We start from the raw sequence: 22,816 nt of genomic DNA, 5'->3' as shown, positions 1-22,816 counted from the left end.
GGGAGGCCGATCGCGAGGGCCGCTGGCGGCCGAGTTCGGGACCGAACTCGGCCCGGCGGGATCAGATGCCCTGCGCCAGCCGATAGTAGGCCTGGTTCCAGCGCACCTCGCGGGTGAAGTCGCGCAGGGTGGTGGACTTGTCGATCACGAGGAGCTCCGTGCGCGCGATCTCGGCGAAGTCCTGGAAGGCATCGATGCCGACGGCCGTCGACATGACGGTGTGGTGGGCGGCGCCGGCGGTTAGCCAGGCTGCGGCTGAGGTGGCGAAGTCGGGCTCCGGACGCCAGACGGCGCGACCGACCGGGAGTTTCGGGAGTGCCTCGGTGGGCTCGACCACCTCGACGACGTTCGCGATGAGACGGAACCGGTCGCGCATGTCGCTCATCGCGACCACGACCGCGGTGCCGGGGGCAGCGTTGAAGACGAGGCGTACGGGATCCTCGCGGCCACCGATGCCGAGCGGGTGGATCTCGAGGGTCGGCTTCTCGGTCGCCAGCGCCGGGTTCACCTCGAGCATGTGAGCGCCGAGGATGAGTTCGGCCCCGGGGGTGAGGTCGTAGGTGTAATCCTCCATGAGGCTCGCGCCGCCGGGGAGACCGGCGCCCATTACATTGGCCACGCGCACGAGGATGGCCGTCTTCCAGTCGCCCTCCCCGGCGAAGCCGTAGCCCTGCTCCATCAGTCGTTGCACGGCAAGGCCGGGCAGCTGGCGAAGCGCGCCGAGGTCTTCGAAGCTCGTGGTGAAGGCGCTGAAGCCGCCGGCCTCGAGAAAGGACTTGAGCCCGATCTCGATCGCGGCGCCGTAGCGGAGCGACTCGTGGCGTGCGCCGCCGGTGCGCAATTCGGGAACGACGTCGTAGCGCTCTTCATACTCGGCGATCAGGGCGGTGATCTCGGCATCCGTTGCCGCGTGCACTGCCTCGGCGAGTTCATTGACCGGCCAGGTGTTCACCTGCACCCCGAAGCGCAATTCGGCCTCGGTCTTGTCGCCCTCGGTGACGGCGACGTAGCGCATGTTGTCGCCGAACCGGGCGAGTTTCATGCTGCGGCTCGCCGCCCAGCCGGCGGCAGCGCGGGTCCAGGTGCCGATGGTGCGAGTCACGGCCGGGTTGGAGACGTGGCCGACGACGGTCTTGCGGGATACCCCGAGCCGGGTCTGGATATAGCCGAACTCACGGTCGCCGTGGGCGGCCTGGTTGAGGTTCATGAAGTCGAAGTCGATCTCGCTCCAGGGCAGCTCCACGTTGGCCTGAGTGTGCAGGTGCAGCAGCGGTTTGGTCAGAGCGTCGAGCCCGGAGATCCACATCTTCGCGGGCGAGAAGGTGTGCATCCAGGCGATCAGGCCGATCACCGCGTCGTCGGAGTTCGCGTCGAGTGCCGCCCGGCGGATCGATTCGGAGTCCTTGAGCACCGGTTTCCACACGATTTTCACCGGGATATCGCTGGTCGCGCCGAGCGCGTCGGCGATGGCTCTGGACTGATCGGCGACCTGCCGCAGCGTCTCCTCGCCGTAGAGGTTCTGGCTGCCGGTGAGAAACCAGACTTCTACGTGATCGAGGGTCGTGGTGAGAGAAGGCATGGGTTGAGTGCTCCTTGTGCTGCTAGCGGTTGAAGTGTGAGGTGATTGCGGCGTCGAGGCAGGTGGTCACGCCGCCGCGCCGGCGTCGCGTTTGAGGCCCTTGAGTCGGTGCATGACGTCGTTTGCGCCGCGGCCGAAGTAGTCGTGCAGCAGAGAATACTCGGCGAAGAGCTGGTCGTAGGCCGTGGCCGACTCGGCATCGGGCGTGTACACGTTCTGGTTGAGCTTGCCCATGGCCTCGCCCGCCGCGCGCACGTCCGGATACGCTCCGGCGGCCACGGCGGCGTGGATGGCGGAGCCGAGTGCAGGCCCCTGCTCGCTGTCAATCGTGGAGATGGGCATCCGCAGAATGTCACTGTAGGTCTGCATGAGGAACGCATTCTTGAGCAGTCCGCCGGCCACGATGAACTCGGTCACCGGCACTCCGCTGGCGTTGAAAGTTTCCACGATGGTGCGGGCGCCGAACGCCGTGGCTTCGAGCAGGGCGCGGTAGACCTCCTCCGGTCGGGTGGTGAGCGTCGTGCCGAGCACGAGGCCGGAGAGCTCATGGTCCACGAGTACCGAACGGTTGCCGCTGTGCCAGTCGAGGGCGATCAGGCCGTGCCCGCCGACCGGCTGGTCCTTGATCAGTTCGGTCAGATACTGGTGCACGCTCAGGCCCGCAGCCTCCGCCGCGGCAAAGTACCGTTCGGGAACCTGGTTGTTGACATACCAGGCGAAGATGTCGCCCACGCCGGACTGGCCGGCTTCGTACCCGTACAGCCCGGAGACGATGCCACCGTCAACGACGCCGCACATGCCGGGTACCTCGGCGAGTCGATCCGAATTCATGACGTGGCAGGTGCTCGTGCCCATAATGGCTACCATCTGGCCTGGGTTCACGGCGCGCGCGGCCGGTGCCGTGACGTGCGCATCGACGTTGCCGACGCTGACGTGAATACCCTCGGGTAGTCCCGTCCAAGCCGCGGCTTCGGCCGTGAGGGTGCCGGCGGATGCTCCCAGTTGGCCGATCTCGTGGGTCACCTTGTCGAGGGCGAACCGGGAGAAAGCCGGATTGAGCGCCCCGAGAAATTCCTCACTCGGGTACTCGCCGTCCTGCAAGATTCCCTTGTAGCCGGCGGTGCAGGCGTTGCGCACATACCGGCCGGTGAGCTGCCAGACGATCCAGTCCGCGGCCTCGACCCAGTGGTCCATGCGCTCGTATAACTCGGGATCTTCCTCGAGGAGCTGCAATCCCTTGGCGAATTCCCATTCGCTGGAGATGAGCCCACCATAGCGGGGCAGCCAGCTTTCGTCGCGCGAGGTAGCGAGATCGTTGATGCGGTCGGCCTGGGGCTGCGCAGAATGGTGCTTCCACAGCTTGACGTAGGCGTGCGGACGGTCGGCGTACTCCGGCAGCTCGTTGAGCGGGGTACCGTCGGTGATGACCGGAACCATCGTGCAGGCGGTGAAATCGGTGCCGATGCCGATGACCCGGGCCGGGTCGATTCCCGCACTGGCTAGTGCTGCCGGAACGGCGCTCTTCAGCACGGCAACGTAGTCCTGGGGAACCTGCAGGGCCCACTCCGGTGGCAGCTTCGCGCCCGTAGCCTGGAGGGTGGTGTCCATGACCGCGTGGGGATAGTCGAGCACGGCCGAGCCGAGTTCGGCGCCGTCCGAGACGCGCACGACGACCGCGCGGCCGGATAGTGTTCCGTAATCGATGCCGATGACGTAGGACTCGGTCCCGGCTGGTGCGTCTGCGCGCGATTGCTCTGCGGTCGTGCTCACTGATCGACTCCCTTGGCGGCATGCGGATGCGATCGGTCACGTGCGCGAGATACTCGCCGTCGATGACCGATCACGATTACTGAATGTTAGCGCACTATCACTTCCTGTCAATTGACAATTTCTACCCTGGTTTCGCTGATCGACAATTGGTCAGAGGACTGTTCGGCTTGGTTTTCGAGCCCTTCTGACGCTATTCATGGTGCGCTAACATGGGGCGACCGGGGTTGTCGCCTCGGAGGGGAGGAGTCGCATGGCTAGGGAACCTCGGCCGCGCGGTCAGAGCGTACGCATGATCGACGTTGCGAAACTCGCCGGGGTGTCACAACAAACCGTCTCCCGGGTCGTCAACGGGCACAGCAACGTGGGCGCCGAGGTGCGGGACCGCGTCGAACGGGCCATTGCGCAGTTGCGGTACAACCGCAATTGGGCCGCACATGCCCTGGCCACGAACCGATCCATGAATCTGGGTGTGGTGTCCCATTCCCTTCCAGTGCACGGTTCCGCCCTGGTGCTCTTCGGTGTTGCCGAAGAGGCGCGGCGCAACGGCTATACGACCAGTCTGGTGACCATTCCCCGGATCGATTCGGCCGGCATCCGTACCGCGCTCGATACGCTCGTCGCCGATGCGGTCGATGGGATCATCGTGCTCGCGCCGATGACGGCCGCCGCCCCGGTATTGCTGGGGCTGGATCCCGAGGTGGCGATCGTACGGTTCGAGCAGGGTTCACCCGCGAGTTCGACGGCGGTGTCGATGGACGATGCGCTGGGAGCACAGCTGGCGACCCGGCACCTGCTTGATCTGGGGCACGACACGGTCTGGCACGTCGGCGGGCCACCCGGCTGGATGGCTTCGGAGGCACGGCGCGCCGGATGGCTGTCCGAACTCGCGCGGCGCCACCGAACGGTCAATCCCGAGTTCTGCACCGAGGATTGGACAGCCGATTCCGGCTACCGGGCCGGAGTGGCCATTGCCGAGGATCCCACGATCACCGCGGTCCTGGTGGCCAACGACGCGATGGCGCTCGGAGTCATTAAAGCCCTCACCGAACGAGGGATCGACGTGCCCGGCGACGTGAGCGTCGTCGGCTTCGATGACATGAGCGAGGCCCGCTATTTTCAACCTGGCCTCACGACCGTTCGGCTCGACTTCAACGAGGTCGGCCGGCTGGCGGTGGACCGGGTGCTGCGGCTGATGGGCGGCGAGCCCGCGGAGCTGATCCCGGTCATCCAGCCGGTCCTGGTGGTGCGCGACAGCACCGCGGCGCCGGGTCAGCGCCGCGCTCGTTCCGCTAGTTGAGCGGACTGCCGTCGCGGGCGGCTCCATCGGCGGCGTGCACCACGAACAGGTCGGGGGTGGTGAAGCCGTGGGCGGCGAAGGCGGCGAGAACGGCGGCCTGTACGGCGGGCACGAATTCAGTCGGAGTCAGGGCGATGGCCGCGCCGCCGAAACCGCCACCGGTCATGCGCGCACCGATCGCGCCGGCCGCCCGTGCGGTGACCACGGCGAGGTCGAGCTCCGGCGCTGAAATCTCGAAGTCGTCCCGCATCGACCGGTGCGAGGCATCGAGCAGATCGCCGATCGCGGCGCATCCGCTCACTCGCAGGGTCTGCACGGTGTCGAGTACGCGCTGATTCTCGGTGACGATGTGGCGCACCCGGCGAAAGGTTTCGTCGTCGAGCAGCGCCTGCGCTCGGGGGAGATCGTCGACGCTGAGATCGCGCAGGGCGGGCACCCCCATGATGCGGGCGCCGGCCTCGCAGGACGCGCGGCGCGCGGCGTAACCGCCCGTTGCGTGCGAGTGGCTGACCCGGGTGTCGATGATCAGCAGTTCCAGGCCGGCCGGGTTGAGTCCGAGCGGGATCACCTCGGCCGCGAGGCTCCGGCAGTCCAGAAACACGGCCGCGTCGACCTGGCCGAGCAGTGACGCCGACTGGTCCATGATGCCTGTTGGGGCGCCCACGACGCGGTTCTCGGCGAGCTGGCCGACCCGTGCCAGGGTCGGCCGATCGAGGTTCAGGCCCCAGACCTCGTTGAGGGCGACCGCGACGGCGCATTCGAGCGCGGCCGATGAGGAGAGTCCGGCCCCGACCGGCACATCGGAGTCGACATAGATGTCGAACCCCGGCAGAACAGCGAGGTCTGCTCCGAACTGTCCCAGCGCCCAGGCTACGCCGAGCGGGTAGGCCGACCAGCCGTTCAGGTTTTCGGGAACCAGTTCGTCGAGCGACACAGCGACGGTCTCGGCGGCGAAAGAACTGGCCACGCGAATAACCCGGTCGGTCCTCGTCGCCAGCGCAACGACGGTGCGCCGGTCGATGGCGAGAGGCAGCACGAATCCGTCGTTGTAATCGGTGTGCTCACCGATCAGATTCACTCGACCGGGCGCCGACCACAGTCCGGTCGCGGTGCGATTGAAGCGGTTCGCGAAGTCGGCCTGGGCGGCGCGATCCAGATCATTCACGAGGGTGTTCCGTCAGTTTCGTTGGCAGCGTCCGCCTCGGCGGCTCGCGCGACGGCTGCGCGAATCGTGGCCGCGGCATCCTCTGGAGTGACATCGCCGATCCAAGCACCCATCGCTGCCTCCGAGCCAGCGAGGAACTTGAGCTTGTCCTCGGCACGCCTCGGGCTGGTCAGCTGAAGCATTAGACGGATGTCCGTGCGATGCACCCGAACCGGTGCTTGATGCCAGGCGGCGATATAGGGAGTCGGGGTTGAGTAGATCGCATCGATGCCGCGCAGCAGCCGACGGTACAACACGGCCAGCTCGTCGCGTTCGGCGAGGGTGGTCTCTGCAAAGTCGGGTACCTGGCGGTGCGGAAGCATGTGCACTTCGATGGGCCAGCGCGCGGCGAACGGCACGAACGCGGTCCAGTGTTCGCCGCGGAGAATCACCCGGTCGCTGGCCTGTTCGCTGGCCAGAATATCGGCGAACAGGGTGGGCCCATAGCTCTCGAGCGAGTCGGCCAGGCGCTGCGTTCGGGGGGTGACGTAGGGGTAGGAGTAGATCTGGCCGTGCGGATGCCGCAGGGTCACCCCGATCTGCTCGCCTCTATTCTCAAACGGGAATACTTGTTCAATACCCGGCAGCTGCGACAGTACGTGGGTGCGTTCGGCCCAGGCTTCGATCACGGTTCGAGCTCTGGTTGCCGACAGGCTCGCAAAGGATCCCTCGTTTTCGGGGCTGAAGCAGACCACTTCGCAGCGGCCGACGGACCGGCGGGTGCGACCGATACCGATGCGGTCGAGATCGGCCAGATCCGTGGGAGCATCCGCTACCAGTGGACCAAACGACGGGGACTTGTTCTCAAACACGGCTACGTCGTAATTGCTCGGGATCTCCGACGCATTACCTGGCGACTGCGGTGCGAGCGGGTCTTGCGTGGCCGGCGGGAGGAAAACCCGGTTTTGGCGGTTGGCGGCGATCGAGACCCATTCCCCGGTGAGGGGGTCCTGACGCATCGTCGCGGTGGTCGCGCGTTCGCTGGGCTCCCGCAGATCGGGGGCGCGATCGGGCGACAAGGTGGTGTTGGGGTCGTCGAAATAGATAAGGTCGCGACCGTCGGCCAGGGTGCTGGATTGCCGGGCTATGGTCTCGTCGACGACAAAGTGGGGGAGGCGGGGCTTTGAGTTCGTCATGGCACTGCCACAATATCAAATTTGCGCAAGCGAAACCATAATATGTCGTATTGAAAAGTAAAAGTAAGTAAGTGATACTGGGGGAATGATCGAGAACGACGAGACGCGCAGCCCGCTACCCGATCCACTTCCCGCACACGTTCGTCGGGAGCAAGCACAGCAACTCGTTGACGAACGCGGGTTTGTGCGGGTGAGCGAGCTGCGCAGCGCCTTTGGCATTTCCGGTGTGACCGCCAGGGCCGACCTCGATGCCCTCGAGCTTCAGGGTGGCGTGCGGCGCGTACACGGCGGAGCGGTGCCGGCCCAGTCCCCGGGTGCGGGTCAACGGGCCGAACGTGAGCCCTCGTTCGAGGAGGCGCTCGGAGCATCCGTTGTTCCCAAACAGCAGATTGCCCAGATCGCGGCTGCCCTCGTGCAGAGCGGGCAGAGCGTGATTCTTGACGTCGGCACGACAACCCACGCCATCGCCCGCGCCCTGGTTGCGCGAGAAGACCTGCACGACGTGGTCATCATCACCAATGGGCTCAGCATCGCCCTCGAACTGGAAAAGGCCATCCCCCGATTTACCGTGATCGTCACCGGCGGGGCGCTGAGGCCGCTGCAGCACTCCCTGGTCGATCCGCTCGCCGGCCTGGTGCTGAGCCAGATTCACGCGGACCTGGCCTTTATCGGTTGCAACGGCGTCGATCTGGACGGCGGCGTGACCAACATCAACCTCCCAGAGGCGGGGGTCAAGGCGCTCATGCTCGCCGCGGCGGAGCGGGTGATCGTCGTGGCTGATCGTTCCAAGCTCGGCCAGGTGCACCTCGGTCGGGTCGGCCCGCTGAGCGCTTTCCACACCCTGATTACCGATGCCGCTGCAGACGCTGGAGCACTGAAAGCGCTGCGCGAGGGCGGGCTCTGCGTTTTGCTCGCCCAAGCGGCGCAGCCGCGGCCATAGGCTGATCGGATGCGCGCACCCACCGGAATCCAATATGACCTGACCCTGCAGACACCGAGCGGAACGACCCGAGCGGTCGTGACGGAGGTGGCGGCCGGTCTGCGGGCATATTCCGTGAATGGCATAGACCTGGTCGAGACCTTCGACGAGTTCGTGCAGCCACCGATGGCAGCCGGAATCGTCCTCGTGCCCTGGCCCAACCGCATTCGTGACGGTCAGTGGACTCAGAACGGCATCAAACGTCAACTGGCGCTCACCGAGCCGACCCGGCAGAACGCCATCCACGGGCTGCTGCGTTTTGCCGCCTATCGTGAACTGTCCCGGCAGAGCGACTCGGTGACGCTAGGCGCCACCGTCTTCCCCCAGTCCGGCTATCCGTTCCACCTCGAGACCGAGGTGACCTACGCCCTCACCGCCGAGGGCCTGAACGTGACGCACCGGGTGACCAACGTTGGCGCCGAGGCTGCGCCGGTGGCCGTGGGGGCGCATCCGTATCTGAAAATTGGCGACGTACCGACCGGCGACCTCGTCGTGAGAGTGGATGCCGCGACCCACCTCGACGTGGACGACCGCCTCAACCCGACCGGCGAGACCCCGGTCGACGACACCCGGTTTGACCTTCGCGCGGGCATCGCGGTCGGCGACCTCGATCTTGACGATGGGTTTGGCGGGGTTGGAAGTGCTGGCGAACACACCCTCACCGCAGCGGATGGCCGCCGCGTCACCCTCTGGGGCGACGAGAACATGCGCTACGTGCAGGTGTTCACACCGCGCATCTTTCCGGTGAGCACCGCCGGCGCCGAGCCGATTCGCGGCCAGGCGATCGCCATCGAACCCATGACGGCACCCGCCGATGCCTTCAATTCCGGTGCGGGCCTGCACTGGCTGGAGCCGGGGGAGCAGTGGGTCGTGCGCTGGGGCATCCGTCCTACCGGGTTTGACCTGTCGGCCTAACGCGGATGTCGCCGAGCAGCATTGCCCCATGATCACAGTCTTTAACCGACGTACGCGCCTGCCGCACGATCTCGGGCGGTACCGCGTCGACCTCGTGCTGCTGCTCGTGGCCGCGGTCTGGGGTGGCAGCTATCTGAGCGCGAAGGTGCTCACCGAGCAGGCGAGCGTGTCGGCCGTGCTCGCCCTGCGGTTTCTGGTGGCGGCCCTGGCACTGCTGATCGTCTGGGTCGTGCGGCGCGAACGGCTTCCAACGCGGCGAGCGCTCGGGCTAGGGCTGCTCCTCGGGGTGACGCAGGCGAGCATCCTGTGGCTGGAAACCCAGGGAGTCGCGTTCACCTCCGCCACGAATGCCGGGCTCATCATCAGCCTCACCATCATCGTCACACCGGTGCTGGAGTCGGTCGCGGCCCGGCGCTGGCTGCCGCGCCCGTTCTTTGTGGCGGCGGTGCTCGCGGTCGTCGGCGTCGCCCTGCTGGTCTCGGGCAACGGATTCGCCGAACCGAATGTGGGCGACTTGCTCATTCTGGCGGCGGCACTCGTGCGATCCCTGCACGTGACCATGATGGGCCACCTCACTCGCGGCCGGAGCGACAGCACCATCACCCTTACCCTGCTGCAGGCGCTCGTCGGCGCGGTCGTGTTCACGGCATTCGACGTTGCCGGACTGGTCGCGGCGATTTCGACTTTTGATGTAACCGCCTGGATCGGCGTGCTCTACCTGGGCCTGGCCTGCAGCGTGTTCGCGTTTCTGGCCCAGATGTGGGCGATTCGCCGCACCTCGGCGGCCAGGGCCAGCCTGCTCATGGGCTCCGAACCGATCTGGGCGGTGCTCGTGGGAGTGTCGCTCGGCAGCGAAACACTCGGCCTGATGGGCGCTCTCGGGGCGATCCTCATCATTGCCGGAACCTTCTGGGGCCAGCGCATCGAGGCCGGTCACCGGATGAGCGCGGCGTGCCCGAACCAGCCCGACGTCGGGGGCCCCGGTCGCTCGCCGAGCCGTGAGTTTCGGCCCGACGAGCTCGCCGAGCCGTGAGTTTCGGCCCGATTCTGGCGGCAAACTCACGGCTCGGTGAGTGGATGCGCGGGCATCCACTGTTCGAGACCGCTAGCGCTCGCGTACGCTCGACTCCGGCCGTAGGTCGAGGCGACGCAGCAGCTGCGCGTTGAGCGCGACGACCACGGTGGACACCGACATGAGCAGCGCGCCGATCTCCATCGGCAGCACGAACCCGATCGGCGCGAGCACTCCGGCGGCGAGCGGAACCGAGAGCAGGTTGTAGCCCGCCGCCCACCACAGGTTCTGCTTCATCTTGCGGTAGCTCGCCCGCGACAGCTCGATCACCGAGAGCACCGAGCGCGGGTCGTCGCTCGCCAGAATGACGCCAGCCGACGCGATCGCCACGTCGGTGCCGGCGCCGATCGCGATACCGACATCGGCCTGGGCGAGCGCTGGAGCGTCGTTGACGCCGTCGCCGACCATCGCCACGCGGCGGCCCTCGTGCTGCAGCTCGGCGACCTTGCGCGCCTTGTCCTCCGGGTGCACGCCCGCGAACACCCGGTCGATTCCGAGCTCAGCAGCCACCGACTGGGCCACCGCCTCGGCATCGCCGGTGATCATGACGACCTCGATGCCCTGTCGGTGCAGGGCGTCAACGGCTTGCCGTGATTCCTCGCGAATCTCGTCGGCGAGGCCGATCGCACCGATGACTTCACCGTCCCGCAGCACGTGCAGAATGATCGCACCCTGACTCTGCCACGCATCGGTCTCGGCCAGCGGCGCCGCCCCGTGCTCATCGAGCATATTCGGCCCGCCGACACCGATCCGACGCCCGTCGACCAGGCCGGTCACGCCGACCGCCGCGGCAGTCTGAAACTCGCTCGCACGCGGCACGGTCAGCCCGCGGGTGCGCGCCGCCGAGACAATGGCGCGGGCAAGCGGATGCTCACTGTCACCTTCAACCGCGGCCGCCCAGGCGAGCACCTCGTCCGCGGTGATCGGAACCGAAGCCGCGGCATCCGCTTGAATGACGGCGAGGTGGCTGACCGTGGGCTCGCCCTTGGTGAGCGTGCCGGTTTTGTCGAACAGCACCGAAGTGACCTGGCGCATGCTCTCGAGGGCGAGGCGGTCCTTGATCAGCACGCCGCCCTTCGCGGCGCGTTCGGTGGCGATCGACACCACGAGCGGAATCGCCAGCCCGAGGGCGTGCGGGCAGGCGATCACGAGCACGGTGATGGTGCGCACCACGGCATCCTGCGGCTGGCCGAGCGCGGTCCACACGATCGCGGTGATCACTCCGGCGCCGAGCGCAAACCAGAACAGCCACCCGGCTGCCCGATCGGCGATGCGCTGCGCCCGCGACGACGAGCCCTGCGCTTCGGTGACGAGTCGCTGGATTCCGGCCAGCGCGGTGTCATCGCCGACCGCGGTCACGCGCACCCGCAGGGCGGAATCGGTCGCGACCGTGCCCGCCACGACCTGGTCGCCGACAGCGCGCTGCACCGGGCGTGATTCGCCGGTGATCATGGACTCGTCGACGTCGGCCGTGCCCTCGGTGATCTCTCCGTCGGCGGGCACGCGCCCGCCGGGCCGCACCACGACGAGGTCACCGAGCACCAGATCGCTCGGCGAGACCACCACAATGGCGTCGCCCTCAACTCGCTCTGCCTCATCCGGCAGCAGCGCGGCGAGCGATTCCAGGGCAGTGGTTGTCTGCGCGAGCGACCGCATCTCGATCCAGTGCCCGAGCAGCATAATCACGATCAGCAGGGCGAGTTCCCACCAGAAGTCGAGCTCGGCATCGATGAGGCCGAGGCTCGCGCCCCAGGACGCGAGGAACGCGACCGTGATCGCGAGCGCGATCAGCAGCATCATGCCGGGCTTGCGAGTTTTCAGCTCGGAAAAAGCCCCGGTCAGAAACGGCCGGCCGCCCCAGACGTACATGACGGTGCCGAGTACGGGGGAGATCCAGCTGATGCCCACCACGTTCGGCAACGCGTAGCCGACGAACATCGAAAACATGTGGCTGAATCCGACCACGGGCACAGCGAACACGAGCATGGTCCAGAACAAGCGCCTAAACTGCCCGACGTGGTCACCGTGCCCGGCGTGGTTCATGGCGCCGTGGTCCATGGCGGAATGGTCCATCGCGGAGTGCTCGGGACTTGTGATTGTGCCGTGGTGCTCGTTGGGGTTCGTCATAGTTTCCTCGGTACTGAATCGATCGATACCCCCTTAGGGTATCCCTAAAGTTGCGCTCACGCATCCGCTGTGCGCCGCCTCACCGAGCCGTAAGTTTCGAGTCGCTGGATTGGTCAAATCGGGTCACGACTCACGGTTCGCTGCACGAAACTCACGCTTCGGCGAGCGGATGCCGCGGCGAACCACGCCAGAACCCACGACCCGGGTTCGCCCCGAAGATTCCGTGGCACGCCGCATCCAAATGTGCGCACACCGCACCGCACAATCGGGCAGGCTTGACCCATGGCCCAGATCGAAACGGCACCACCCGTTGAATCCCCGCAGGACACCGCCCGCCGCACCGCGCTCACCAGCATGAAGCGGCTCGCCGGCGGGCTGCTCGTGCTCATGGCGCTCATCTTCACGGTCTCTTTCGCCCTGCAGGAACGCTACCCCTGGCTCGAATACGTGCGCGCCGCGGCCGAGGGCGGCATGGTCGGCGCCATCGCCGACTGGTTCGCCGTCACCGCCCTGTTTCGCTACCCGCTCGGCCTGCGCATCCCGCACACCAACATCATCGCCAACCGCAAGGACGAGATCGGTGCGAGCCTTGGCGAGTTCGTCGAGACCAACTTTCTCTCCGAGGCGGTTATCCGCGGCAAGCTCGAATCCGTGCACCCTTCCCGCCGCCTCGGCGCGTGGCTCAGTGACGAGAAAAACGCCGAAAAGCTCACCGACGAACTCGCCGTGGCCGGCCAGGGGCTCCTCAACCTGCTCGGCGACGACGCCATCAAGAACCTCATCGAGTCCGTCGCCCGCGAACATCTGGTCAAGCCCGAGTGGGGCCCGAGTCTCGGACGGGTGGGTGAGCGCCTCGTCACCAGTGGGCAGCAGCACGCGGCCGTCGACCTGCTGCTCGACCGCGCTGACGGCTGGCTGCGCGCCCACCCCCAGGCGTTTGGCCGCGTGGTGTCGCAGCGGCTGCCCACCTGGCTGCCCGGATTCGTCGACAAACTCGTCGACGACAAGGCCTACCGCGAGGTGCTCGCCTTCGTCGCGTCCGCCCGACAGGACCGGCAGCATCCGGTGCGAAAAGCCCTCGACGACTACCTCAGTGAGGTCATGCACGACCTGCAGTACGAGCCGGCCATGATCAACCGGGTCGAAACCCTCAAGGCCGAGGTGCTCGACAACGCCAAACTGCGCGAGTTCGCCGGCGACACCTGGGCGGCGGTCAAGGCCTCACTCACCGAGGCACTCCAGGACCCGGCCAGCGCGCTGCGGGTCGGCATCCGTTCGACGCTCGAAGACGTCGGCCGACGACTGACAACGGATGCCGCGCTCGGCTCCCGCATCGACCGCTGGCTCGCCGACACGGCCAGCTATGTCGTGGCCAACTATCGCCATGAGATCGCCGGGGTCATCACCGAAACCGTGGAGCGCTGGCCCGCCGCCGAGACCGCCGCGAAGATCGAATTACAGGTCGGCCGCGACCTGCAGTTCATTCGCATCAACGGAACCGTCGTCGGCGCCCTCGCCGGTCTGGTTATTTTCACGCTGGCCCGGGCCGTGTCGCTGCTGTTTTAAGCGACTGGCGGCCCGGGTCTGGCGGAGACCCGCTACCGAGCGGCGGTGTATTCCGCTGCCGCGGCGCGCAGGCGGCCGTGAACGCCGCCGTAGGCTTGCGCGTCCTTTAGGGTCCACTTGGGCAGCTTCGCCACCATCGTATAGTTGGGATCGCACACGTTTGCGGCCGGTGCGAGTCCCATTTGGCTGACCAACTGATAGGCATCCATCGTGTCTAGGCCGGTGAGGTCGGATGCCCAATTCACGAGGTCTTTCTGGCTGATCCGAAAGGCATCTTCCAGAGGTCGAGCCGACCCGGTGCTCATGATGAACTCGTCGTTCTCAAGCCGCGGCCAGGCCGAAGCGCCACCCTTGACCAGGTCGAGTGCGATGACGGAATTCATCGCCGACTCCAGGCCGGTTCCACAGACCTCACCCTCACCCTGGCGGGCGTGACCGTCACCGAGCGACAGCATCGCGCCGGCCACATTCACCGGAAGATACAGCGTCGTTCCGGCCCGCGCTTCCGGGGTATCCATGTTTCCGCCGTGGGTGGATGGGGTCACGACCAACCGCACCTCGCCGCTGGCGGGAGCAACGCCGACGGTGCCGTGCATGGGATCGAGCGGGAGAGCCAGCGTGTAATCCGAGTTCGTGGCACGAAAGGTGGCCGTCCAGGCATCCAAATCGATGTCGTAAAACCAGACCCTCTCCGGCAGCGGCTCGTGCAGCATCGCCGTCTCGTGCGTTGCGGAGAGCGCACCAAAGAGCGGGAAGGTGCTCGAAATCGCGTAGGAACGTGCCGGCACGATGGAGACAAAGTGCACGGCCAACAGGTCGCCGGGCTCAGCCCCGATCACCTCGATCGGACCGGAGACAGGATTGAGCTCGGAAAAAGGCACGATTTGGCTGGGAACGTCTGTGGGCGTCGTGACCCGTCCGCCGAAGCAGTCTTCCGTGCTCACCTCGACGATATCGCCGGGGCGAACGCTCAGCAGCGGCTCCCGACCCCCGAACACATAGGAATACTGTTCGGGGAGCGGAGCGAGCTTGTGTGCAGCCATCGAGCTACCGCGCATCCGCCATCGCAGGCTCCGTGGCCGTGCTGACCTTCATCCGGCCGGTCTTGTACAGCACGAAGGCGATGACGATTCCAATGATCAGCCAGGCCACGCCGACGACCTGCGCCGACACTCGCGCGTTGTAGAGCACAAAGGCGAGAACCACGAAGCCCAGTACAGGGAAGACCAGGTGCACGAACCAGCGCCGGGACTTCTGCCGCACGATGAACCACCACACCACCGACACGTTCAGCAGCAGGAATGCGGTCAGGGCGCCGAAGTTGACCAGGGCCGCGATCACGCCGAGGCCGTCGGGTAGGAGGGTCAGGAATAATCCGAGCACCAGCGAGATCCCGGCCACCAGAAATGTCGCGTTGACCGGCACGCTGTGCTTTTCGCTGACCTTCGCGAGGAATTTCGGCAGCTGGCGATCGCGCGCCATGGCGTACAGCAGGCGAGAGGTGGACGCCTGGGCAACGAGCGCATTGGCGAAACCCCAGGCGATGGCCGTCGAAGCAGCGGTCAGGATATACATGAACGGTCCGCCGGCGACGGCGGCCGCTTCATAGAATGCCACCCCGGCCGGGTCGCCATTGGCGATGAGCGCTGCGGGGTCTTCAACCAGCATCGAGGCCACCCAGGTCTGCACGACGAACAGGACGCCCAGCAGGCACAGGGCCGCGATCATGGACCGACCGAGGGACTTGCTGCTTCCGCTGTTTTCCTCGGCCAGGGTGGAGATTCCATCGAAACCGAGGAAGGACAACACAGCAATGGATGCTGCGCCAAACAGCAGCGGGAGGGAGAAGGTATCAGCGTTGTAGAACGCGTCGAAGCTGAAACCCTGACCCTTGCCCTGCGAGACTGCGACGATGCCAACGACCAGGAAGATCGCCAGCACGAGGAGTTCGAGCACCAGCATGACCCGGATGACAACCGCGGCCAGGTGGATTCCGAGGTAGTTAATCACGGTGTTCAGTGCAACGAAGGCAATCAGCCACAGCCAGATGGGAACCTGGCTGATGATGCCATTCATCGCGATTGCCGCGACAAAGTACAACAGGGTCGGAATGAGGATGTAGTCGAGCAGGATCATCCAGCCGGCGATGAAGCCCGTTGGGCGGTTGATTCCGCGACCCGCGTAGGTGTAAACCGAACCGGCCATCGGAAAGGCCTGGGCCATCTGCGAGTAGGAATTCGCCGAGAACATCATTGCAACCAGGGCGATGATGTACGCGATCGGCGGCATTCCGCCCGAGTCGTGAAAGACGCCGCCGAAGATGGCGAATGGTGCGATGGGCACCATAAAGATGAGGCCGTAGATGATCAGATCGCTGAACGTCAGCGTTCTCTTCAGCTCTTGCTTGTAACCAAATTGTTCAATACCCGCACTCGTGGTACTTGCAGAGGTGCCCGGGGTTGTGGAGCTGTTCACGCGTTTTCCTATCGTCATCGACAGCCGTCATTATTTCCATGTGGAAATTTTGTTTATGCTACACCTGGCGCAGTGTTCTGACAACTTCTAGGTCGGTGCCGCTGGCCCGCGCCATGCTCATGGGTCGACGTCTGAGATCGATTCCCGCCTGGGCAAAATCCGACCGATTGGCGTCTGAAAAAAGCCGCTCGGCCACCTGGGTCGCGGTGTTTGTAGTGAGCAAGCCACTTTCACACATGGCGGCCAGCAGGTGCACGCCGTCGTAGCATCCTTCGGCGTAGGAGCCGGGCAGCGGTGCGGTCAGTCCAAACCGAGCGACGTACGACTCGAGCAATCGGCGGTGCCGGTCATCATCCTGCAGCAGAAATGTGGGCATTGCGGTGTAGAGCTCCCCGCTGCTGTCGCCGCCCGCCGCGACCAGACAGCTCTCGTCCAGAGCGGTACACAGTCGAACGAACGCCGTGCTGGCATCCAGCTCGGTGACCCCGCGATGAAATTCGATGCCATCGCGGCCGACCAGGGAGACCAAGATTGCATCGGCCCGTGCTCGCTGTGCGGCGGCCACGAGCTCCGCAACGTCGACGTGTCCCATCGGCACGAGTCGGTCCATGACGACGCGCTGCTGCAGATCGCGCAGGACGCGAGTGGCGGCAGCGTGTACCTGACGTGGCCAGACGTAATCATTGCCGATGAGGGCCCATCGTTCTACCCGCCGGTGTTTGGCGAGCCACGCAATCGGCTGACGCAGATGCTCGGCCGGGTCGCTGCCGAGAAATACCGATCCGGCCGACGCTCGCCCAAACTCGTGCGGCGGCGTAAAGACATAGGGCACCTGATTGTTCACGCGTGCCTCGACGGCCACACGAATATTCGAAGTGTGTGTACCCACCAGCCCGTCGACGAGCCCGGCACCCACCAGTAGATCCACCTCGCGCGCGACGTCTTCCGGGGCTCTGCCGGCATCGACCAGGACGAGGTCGATGGTCGTTCCCGAGGCACGGCACGCTTCTTCGGCCGCCAGAACCGCGCAATTGATAATGGCTGGGCCGGCCACGCCCATCAGGCCCGACAACGGCGCGAGCAGTCCCAGCCGAAGTGTCTGCTGCGTAGGACCGCACAGGAAAACTTCACTGGAGAGCACTACTCTGACCTGGGGCGCCATCTGACCATTATCACGTAGCGGGAATCCCGGACCTTATTTTTCGCGAACATGGAGGAGTACCATGGCCGAGCAGCTGGGGAGCGGGGCGCGTGCGCTAGGAATCGTGGCACCCCTGGCCGAGCTCGTCTGGGCCCTCGCTGACCTGGAACGGCGCCTCACACTCGGACTGAGCGTTGCCCTGTCTGAAGAGAACACCACGATGGATCAGTGGCGAATTCTGGAAGCCTTGGACCGCCTCGACTCGCCGACCATGGGTGAGCTGGCGGAGACGTCCGGCATGGCAAATGCGAGCCTGAGTCGAACGGTGGACTCACTGGAAGATTCGGCTTCGGCGTTCCGCCTGCCAACCGCGACCGACCGTAGACGCATTACCGTGCATTTGTCGGATCGGGGCCGGCAGCGGCTCGCACGCATTCGTGAAATCGTCTCCGCGTGGGGGCAAACCATCGAACACCGGTTGGGAGCGGATGCCGTAACAGCCTTGGTCGAGGCTGCCGGCACTGCCGCGCGCTCTCTCGAAGACACCCCAAGAAAACCCTGATGGGGGTTTCGCCGCCAATTGGCTGCAAATCTGGGGCAAGATGATGGGATTTTATCCATTCGGGGCAGAATGATCTTTTGTCCTGTTCCGAAAGGCGCCCATGCACGACCTCGTCCGGTGGGCCCTTCGCCCGGTGATGCGCATTTGGACGGCATCCGCTGAACGGGCGGACCGCCACCTGCCTCGCCCGAGCGATGCCCCGCAGGCCCACGCCCCCGGTATCGACAGCGACCGCGTGCTGATCCTCGGCTGCGGTCCCGCGGTCGGCTGGGGGGTGCTCAGTCATCAGCTCGCCCTACCCGGCTCGCTCGCCCGCGAACTCTCGGTACGCACCGGGCGCGGCGTCGACATCGACCTCCTGGCCAGCCGTACCATGACCGCCGAGAATGCGCTGACGGCGCTTGCGGACACCCGGCTCGGCCGTTTCGACGCGGTCGTCGTCATCCTCGGCCTCAACGAAGCGCTCGACCTGACCAGCGTCACCGAATGGCGCGAGCGGTTGACCGCCCTGCTCCAGGAGCTGGAACGCGAGACCTCACGCAGTACCCAGATATTTCTGCTTGGGATTCCGCCCGTTCACAGCATCGAGATCTTTCGACGTCCGCTCGTGCGCATCGCCGATTGCTCGGCCACCGACCTCAACGCGGTCACCGCACGGCTGGCCGCCGGGGCCCCGCGCACCACGTTCGTACCGTTCTCGCCGTCAGCGACGGTCGAAACCGACCGGCACCGCACCCCCGCCGACTACCGCGATTGGGCCGTGCTCCTGGCCGACGCCCTGGCCGACAGCCTCGACTCCGCGCGTGTCGGTATCGTGCCTCCCCCCGATCCGCGTCAAACGGATGCAGCCGGCCAGGAACGCGCCCGGCAGGCGGCCGTTGATGGCCTGGCCATTCTCGATACCCCGCCAGAGGCCCGTTTCGACCAACTGGTTGTCCTGGCTCAGCGGCTCTTCGGCACCGAATCAGCGGTGATCAGTGTTATCGATCGCGACCGTCAGTGGCACAAGGCCAGGGTCGGGCTCGCCGCCACGGAGATTCCGCGCGCCGATTCCTTCTGTGCACGCACCATTGAGGGGACCGGTGCTCTCGTTGTCGAGGACGCGCGAACGGATGGCAGGTTCAGCGGCAGCCCGCTCGTGGTGGATGAGCCACGCATCCGCTTTTATGCCGGGTTCCCCATCGAATCACCCTCGGGGGAGCGTGTCGGCGCCCTGTGCGTGTTCGACCCCCAGCCGCGGGCGCTCGCCGAAGTCGACCAGGTGCTGCTGCGCGAGCTCGCGCTGCTGGTGCAGCGCGAACTGCGGGTGCCGTCGGTCTTCGGCTGACCTCGAGCGAGCGGCCGCATGCGGTAGGCGAGTACGAGTTTGGCCGGTGTTGGCGACGTCGGTTCCTTCGCTGTTGCTGTCGGCATCCATGACGATAAGCTCGCGGCGTGAGCGACTCCTTACGGCGCAGACTGCGCGCCCTGCCCGACTTTCCCGACCTGCTGCCCGCTTTCGATCCGTCCAGCGCACCGGCCGACCCGGTCGACCTGTTTCTGCAGTGGCTCGATCACGCGCTCGCCGCGGGCGTGCCGCAGCCGCACGCCTTCAGTCTCGCGACTTCGACCCCCGATGGCCGCGTGTCGTCGCGCATGCTCATCCTGAAGAACGTTGACGGCGGGGCCTGGCAGTTCGCGAGCACGCGCGGTTCCCGCAAGGGACGCGAGCTCGCCGCCAACCCCCATGCGGCGATGAACTTCTACTGGCCGGCTCTCGGGCGGCAGGTGCGCGTTGTCGGAGCGGTTTCGCTGCTGACGGCCGAGGCATCCGCTTTGGACTGGGAAGAGCGGCCAGGAGCCGATGGTCGGGCCAATCCCGACTGGCAGCTCTACGCGCTGCACCCCGCCGAGGTCGAATTCTGGCAGGCCAGCCCGGATCGCCGTCATATCCGCCACCGCTACGACCTCTGAAAGCCGCCCGGCAGCATCCGCTGACCACGTCGGTCTCGGTTGCGGTGGCTGATTCAGAACAGCCGGTCGCGCAGTCGTGGCTGGGCCAGCAATACAGCGGGCGTGAGTGTGCCGTGGCGGCGGATTTCCTGAAGTAGCCACCGAGCGGCCCACTAACCGCAGGCAAACGGGAGGCGGAAACACAAAATGCGCACCGAATCCAGCGGATTCAGTGCGCATTTGCCGCGCCACCTGCGCGATCATTGTGGGCCCCGTCGGGCTCGAACCGACGACCCAAGGATTAAAAGTCCTTTGCTCTACCAACTGAGCTAGAGGCCCGTAGGTTCTAATCTACCGTGGATTCGCGCTCAGCTTTTCTGGGTAGCGTTGAGGGCAGCAAAAACCAGCCATCTAAACCCGAAGGAGAACCCGCCGTGGCCGACAACTTTCACAAGCCCACCCTGTTCTCCGGGAACAAATTCGAGGCATTCCAGGGCGGCGATGACCCGGCGAACATCAGCCGCGTCGCGCACGAGACCGCGCAGGCCCTGCTCAACCGGGTGCGCAGCAACCCCGACCCGGCGACGGTCGAGCGCCTCGTCGCCTACACCGACGAAAACGGCATCGACGCAGTCGCCGAGCTGTGGTCGCGGGCCACTCCCCGTAGTCTGCCCGGCGCACTCTGGCGCATCTACCTCGTCCGCATGCTGATTCGGCAGGACCCTGAGGGCTGTGCGTACCTGTACCAGCGGGGAACGGATGCTGCCGCCACGATCGATCCGCTCGTCGCGGGTGCCGCGGTGCCGACGGGTCCGGCCGAGATCATCGTGCTCGCCGATGAGATTCTGCGCGGCCTGTTCACGGGAGATTTCGCTGTGGCGCTCGATCGCGGCGCGGCGTATTGCCGGGTCACCGCACTCGGCGCCACGAGCATCGCCGACGACCTCGAGCTGACCGAGCCGCACCGCTCCTCGGAATTGACGACCCGAGCACTGCGGTTCTCCACGACCGCCGCCGAGTTCGCGGCCTGCGCGCGCCTCTGGCGCCGCGACTCCCTGGAGTAGTCCCCGCCCTTGTTTTTGCCGGGCCCGGGCCGGAATGTGGGCCCATGATCTATCGTGGGCCCGCTTCCGTAGGGGGGGGGCCCGGAGGCCCGCACCCCGCAACCCGAAAATCCCCTGTGCGCCGACGGCGAACATTCGACGCCGGCCGCCCGGCTCGAATACACTGGAGTCTGGTCGGGCCGCAGTAATCCCGGGTTCCATTATTCGCCGCTTCGAGCGGCCTCGCGCCGAGAGGTGCTCTGCGGCCCGGCCTTCTGCATTCCCGCGGTGGGCGCGATGAGACCGGCCGCCGGCATCCGTTTCGAAGCTTATTTCGCGTCTTGACCAATCTATTAGCGACTTCGCACCGAACCCTAGTCATGGAACGGGACGAGACCTGACATGCTAGATCTCATGACAGCTGATTCCGCCGGAGATCTTGCATCGGCAGCCCCTGCCACCAAGGAGGAGCTGCTCGCTCGAGTAGCGCTCGGCGACCAATCGGCCTTCGGAGAGCTGTATGACCAGATCGCCCCGCGGGTGCTTGGCCTGGTCAAGCGTCTGCTCATCGACCACGCGCAGTCGGAGGAAGTGACCCAGGAGATTTTTCTGGAGATCTGGCAGTCGGCCACGCGGTACGAACCCACGCGTGGCGGGGCGAGTACCTGGATCCTCACCATGGCACACCGGCGAGCGGTCGACCGAATTCGGTCGTCGCAGGCCGGCCGTGACCGCGATACCAAAATCGGAATCCGTGACCTGGCCGTTGCCTACGATCACGTGGCCGAAACCGTTGAAGTACGAATCGAACATGAGAGGGTGGAGAAGGCGATGACTCGATTGACTCAGTTGCAGCGTCAGGCAGTGAGCCTCGCGTATTACGGCGGGTTCAGTCACAGCGAGGTCGCCGACATGCTCCACATCCCGTTGGGTACCGTGAAAACACGGCTCCGCGACGGACTGATCCGCCTCCGCGACGAATTGGGCGTGGCATCATGACCGGCCGCAACGAGCAGCACCCGGCCGACCTCGCCGGCGCCTACGCCCTGCACGCCCTCGACGCCGACGACACGGCCGCGTTCGAAGCGCACCTGGCCGAATCCGAGCGGGCCCGCATCGAGTCGGCCGAGTTGAACGACACCGCGGTGGCCCTCGGCCTCGCCGTGGCACCGGTCCAGCCCTCGAGCGCGCTCAAGGCCAACCTCATGTCGATGCTCGCGTCGACCCCGCAACTCGCGCCACTGCCGCGCGCCGCTGGCCCCGCCACAACGGATGCTGCCGCCTCCGCTTCCGAGACGACTCCCGTCGTTCCCCCGGTCGCGTCCGGGACGGCACCGTCCGGGACGACTCCGGACTCGCCCGCTACGCCGCCGTCCTCCGGCAGCGCACCCGGTGATGCGCCCCGCCCACACCTTTCGTCGGCGACCGAGCGTGCCGAGGCGCGCTGGTTCAAGCGGCCGGCGCGGTATCTGCTGGCCGCTGCTGCGGCGGGAGCCCTGTTCGTCGGCGGATCCTTGTTCGGCCAGACCCTCAACAACTACCAATTTGAGTCGCAGCAGGCCGCCGGGCTCGCCCAGATCAACGCGGCCGATGACTCCCAGCGTGCCGCGACGTTCACGGCCGAGGGGCAGGAAGCGACGCTGGTCTGGTCGAACACCCTCGGAATCTCCGCCGTGCTCGTTGACGACCTGCCCGCGCTGCCCAGCGATCAGGACTATCAACTCTGGTACATCAACGGTGACGGCCCGGCCTCGGCCGGAACCTTCGACTCGACCGGCAACGGCACCGCCTGGCGCGTGCTCGACGGCACCATGCACGCCGGCGATCAGGTCGGGATCACCGTCGAACCCAACGGTGGGTCCGACCAGCCCACGAGCACCCCGATCGTCGCGTTCCAGAGTTAGCGGTCTCGCCGCGGCCGCTCGTCGGTGAAGGGTCGCAGAATGTCCTAATTCTGGCTTCCACACGGCCCCTCATCGGGCAGCGGCCGGAGACGCGCCGCACGCGCCCTGATGCGC

19 protein-coding genes and 1 tRNA gene are annotated in these 22,816 nt (G+C 66.1%); 11 read left to right on the top strand and 9 right to left on the bottom strand.

The features are described from left to right. Nucleotides 1-61 precede the first annotated feature (61 nt). Both araA and araB read right to left on the bottom strand, forming a co-directional pair. Nucleotides 62-1,579: an L-arabinose isomerase gene (gene araA / locus E3O11_RS02595; protein ID WP_092449652.1), complete on the bottom strand. Its 1,518-nt coding sequence runs from the start codon at nucleotides 1,577-1,579 to the stop codon at nucleotides 62-64. Between the two features lie 66 nt (nucleotides 1,580-1,645). After that, the gene (araB, locus tag E3O11_RS02590) at nucleotides 1,646-3,349 is read right to left on the bottom strand and encodes a ribulokinase (RefSeq protein ID WP_092449654.1); all 1,704 of its coding nucleotides are present in this window, start codon (nucleotides 3,347-3,349) and stop codon (nucleotides 1,646-1,648) included. A 250-nt stretch (nucleotides 3,350-3,599) separates the two neighbouring features. Here araB and E3O11_RS02585 point away from each other — a divergent pair, with 250 nt between their 5' ends. Beyond that, nucleotides 3,600-4,646: a LacI family DNA-binding transcriptional regulator gene (locus E3O11_RS02585; RefSeq protein ID WP_307725685.1), complete on the top strand. Its 1,047-nt coding sequence runs from the start codon at nucleotides 3,600-3,602 to the stop codon at nucleotides 4,644-4,646. On the opposite strand, the gene galK is transcribed toward E3O11_RS02585, so the two are convergent. After that, nucleotides 4,639-5,811: a galactokinase gene (gene galK / locus E3O11_RS02580; RefSeq protein WP_092449658.1), complete on the bottom strand. Its 1,173-nt coding sequence runs from the start codon at nucleotides 5,809-5,811 to the stop codon at nucleotides 4,639-4,641. The two genes, E3O11_RS02585 and galK, sit on opposite strands and share 8 nt — an antisense overlap. Continuing rightward, nucleotides 5,808-6,986, bottom strand: a complete 1,179-nt coding sequence (galT, locus tag E3O11_RS02575) for a galactose-1-phosphate uridylyltransferase (RefSeq protein WP_092449660.1) — start codon at nucleotides 6,984-6,986, stop codon at nucleotides 5,808-5,810. Before galT ends, galK begins: the two co-directional genes overlap by 4 nt. Nucleotides 6,987-7,071: 85 nt before the next feature. Here galT and E3O11_RS02570 point away from each other — a divergent pair, with 85 nt between their 5' ends. Genes E3O11_RS02570 through E3O11_RS02560 form a run of 3 tightly spaced genes read left to right on the top strand, consistent with a single transcriptional unit; the run spans nucleotide 7,072 to nucleotide 9,913 of the window. Continuing rightward, nucleotides 7,072-7,926, top strand: coding sequence for a DeoR/GlpR family DNA-binding transcription regulator (locus tag E3O11_RS02570; RefSeq protein WP_092449662.1), 855 nt, complete (start codon nucleotides 7,072-7,074; stop codon nucleotides 7,924-7,926). Between the two features lie 9 nt (nucleotides 7,927-7,935). Then, nucleotides 7,936-8,880 carry an aldose 1-epimerase family protein gene (locus E3O11_RS02565; RefSeq protein ID WP_092449664.1) on the top strand — a complete coding sequence of 315 codons (945 nt, stop codon included), beginning with the start codon at nucleotides 7,936-7,938 and terminating at the stop codon, nucleotides 8,878-8,880. A gap of 28 nt (nucleotides 8,881-8,908) precedes the next feature. Continuing rightward, entirely contained in the window at nucleotides 8,909-9,913 is a 1,005-nt protein-coding gene (locus tag E3O11_RS02560) for a DMT family transporter (RefSeq protein ID WP_092449666.1), read from the top strand. Nucleotides 9,914-9,985: 72 nt separating this feature from the next. Here E3O11_RS02560 and E3O11_RS02555 read toward each other — a convergent pair whose 3' ends face one another. Continuing rightward, nucleotides 9,986-12,079, bottom strand: coding sequence for a heavy metal translocating P-type ATPase (locus tag E3O11_RS02555; RefSeq protein ID WP_092449668.1), 2,094 nt, complete (start codon nucleotides 12,077-12,079; stop codon nucleotides 9,986-9,988). A gap of 282 nt (nucleotides 12,080-12,361) precedes the next feature. On the opposite strand from E3O11_RS02555, the gene E3O11_RS02550 reads away from it, so the two are divergent. Continuing rightward, on the top strand, nucleotides 12,362-13,645 hold the full coding sequence (locus E3O11_RS02550) for a DUF445 domain-containing protein (protein WP_092449670.1): 1,284 nt from the start codon (nucleotides 12,362-12,364) through the stop codon (nucleotides 13,643-13,645). Nucleotides 13,646-13,677: 32 nt separating this feature from the next. On the opposite strand, the gene E3O11_RS02545 is transcribed toward E3O11_RS02550, so the two are convergent. The 3 genes from E3O11_RS02545 to E3O11_RS02535 are packed head-to-tail and all read right to left on the bottom strand — an operon-like array spanning nucleotide 13,678 to nucleotide 17,282. Beyond that, nucleotides 13,678-14,688, bottom strand: coding sequence for an acetamidase/formamidase family protein (locus tag E3O11_RS02545; protein WP_092449799.1), 1,011 nt, complete (start codon nucleotides 14,686-14,688; stop codon nucleotides 13,678-13,680). A 4-nt stretch (nucleotides 14,689-14,692) separates the two neighbouring features. Beyond that, nucleotides 14,693-16,120: an APC family permease gene (locus E3O11_RS02540; RefSeq protein WP_233195464.1), complete on the bottom strand. Its 1,428-nt coding sequence runs from the start codon at nucleotides 16,118-16,120 to the stop codon at nucleotides 14,693-14,695. 58 nt (nucleotides 16,121-16,178) lie between these two features. Next, nucleotides 16,179-17,282: an ABC transporter substrate-binding protein gene (locus E3O11_RS02535; protein ID WP_092449673.1), complete on the bottom strand. Its 1,104-nt coding sequence runs from the start codon at nucleotides 17,280-17,282 to the stop codon at nucleotides 16,179-16,181. A 61-nt stretch (nucleotides 17,283-17,343) separates the two neighbouring features. Here E3O11_RS02535 and E3O11_RS02530 point away from each other — a divergent pair, with 61 nt between their 5' ends. The 3 genes from E3O11_RS02530 (at nucleotide 17,344) to E3O11_RS02520 (ending at nucleotide 19,776) form a co-directional block, all read left to right on the top strand. Beyond that, the gene (locus E3O11_RS02530) at nucleotides 17,344-17,823 is read left to right on the top strand and encodes a MarR family transcriptional regulator (RefSeq protein WP_092449675.1); all 480 of its coding nucleotides are present in this window, start codon (nucleotides 17,344-17,346) and stop codon (nucleotides 17,821-17,823) included. A gap of 100 nt (nucleotides 17,824-17,923) precedes the next feature. After that, nucleotides 17,924-19,150, top strand: coding sequence for a GAF domain-containing protein (locus tag E3O11_RS02525; RefSeq protein ID WP_092449676.1), 1,227 nt, complete (start codon nucleotides 17,924-17,926; stop codon nucleotides 19,148-19,150). Nucleotides 19,151-19,257: 107 nt separating this feature from the next. Next, the gene (locus tag E3O11_RS02520; protein ID WP_092449678.1) at nucleotides 19,258-19,776 is read left to right on the top strand and encodes a pyridoxine/pyridoxamine 5'-phosphate oxidase; all 519 of its coding nucleotides are present in this window, start codon (nucleotides 19,258-19,260) and stop codon (nucleotides 19,774-19,776) included. A gap of 245 nt (nucleotides 19,777-20,021) precedes the next feature. Here the strand turns inward: E3O11_RS02520 and E3O11_RS02515 are convergent. After that, a tRNA-Lys gene (locus E3O11_RS02515) sits at nucleotides 20,022-20,094 on the bottom strand. A gap of 95 nt (nucleotides 20,095-20,189) precedes the next feature. Between E3O11_RS02515 and E3O11_RS02510 the strand changes: the two genes are divergently transcribed. From E3O11_RS02510 to E3O11_RS02500, 3 genes are all read left to right on the top strand, one after another. Next, nucleotides 20,190-20,819: a DNA-directed RNA polymerase subunit beta gene (locus tag E3O11_RS02510; RefSeq protein WP_092449680.1), complete on the top strand. Its 630-nt coding sequence runs from the start codon at nucleotides 20,190-20,192 to the stop codon at nucleotides 20,817-20,819. Between the two features lie 393 nt (nucleotides 20,820-21,212). Continuing rightward, complete coding sequence (locus tag E3O11_RS02505) at nucleotides 21,213-21,797, top strand: sigma-70 family RNA polymerase sigma factor (RefSeq protein ID WP_241979004.1); 585 nt, start codon at nucleotides 21,213-21,215, stop codon at nucleotides 21,795-21,797. Further along, nucleotides 21,794-22,702: an anti-sigma factor gene (locus E3O11_RS02500; RefSeq protein WP_092449684.1), complete on the top strand. Its 909-nt coding sequence runs from the start codon at nucleotides 21,794-21,796 to the stop codon at nucleotides 22,700-22,702. Before E3O11_RS02505 ends, E3O11_RS02500 begins: the two co-directional genes overlap by 4 nt. Nucleotides 22,703-22,816: the final 114 nt, after the last annotated feature.

This window comes from Cryobacterium levicorallinum, assembly GCF_004402405.1.
In the GTDB taxonomy this organism is placed as follows: Bacteria; Actinomycetota; Actinomycetes; order Actinomycetales; family Microbacteriaceae; genus Cryobacterium; species Cryobacterium levicorallinum.
This window is presented reverse-complemented; position numbering and strand designations above follow the sequence as displayed.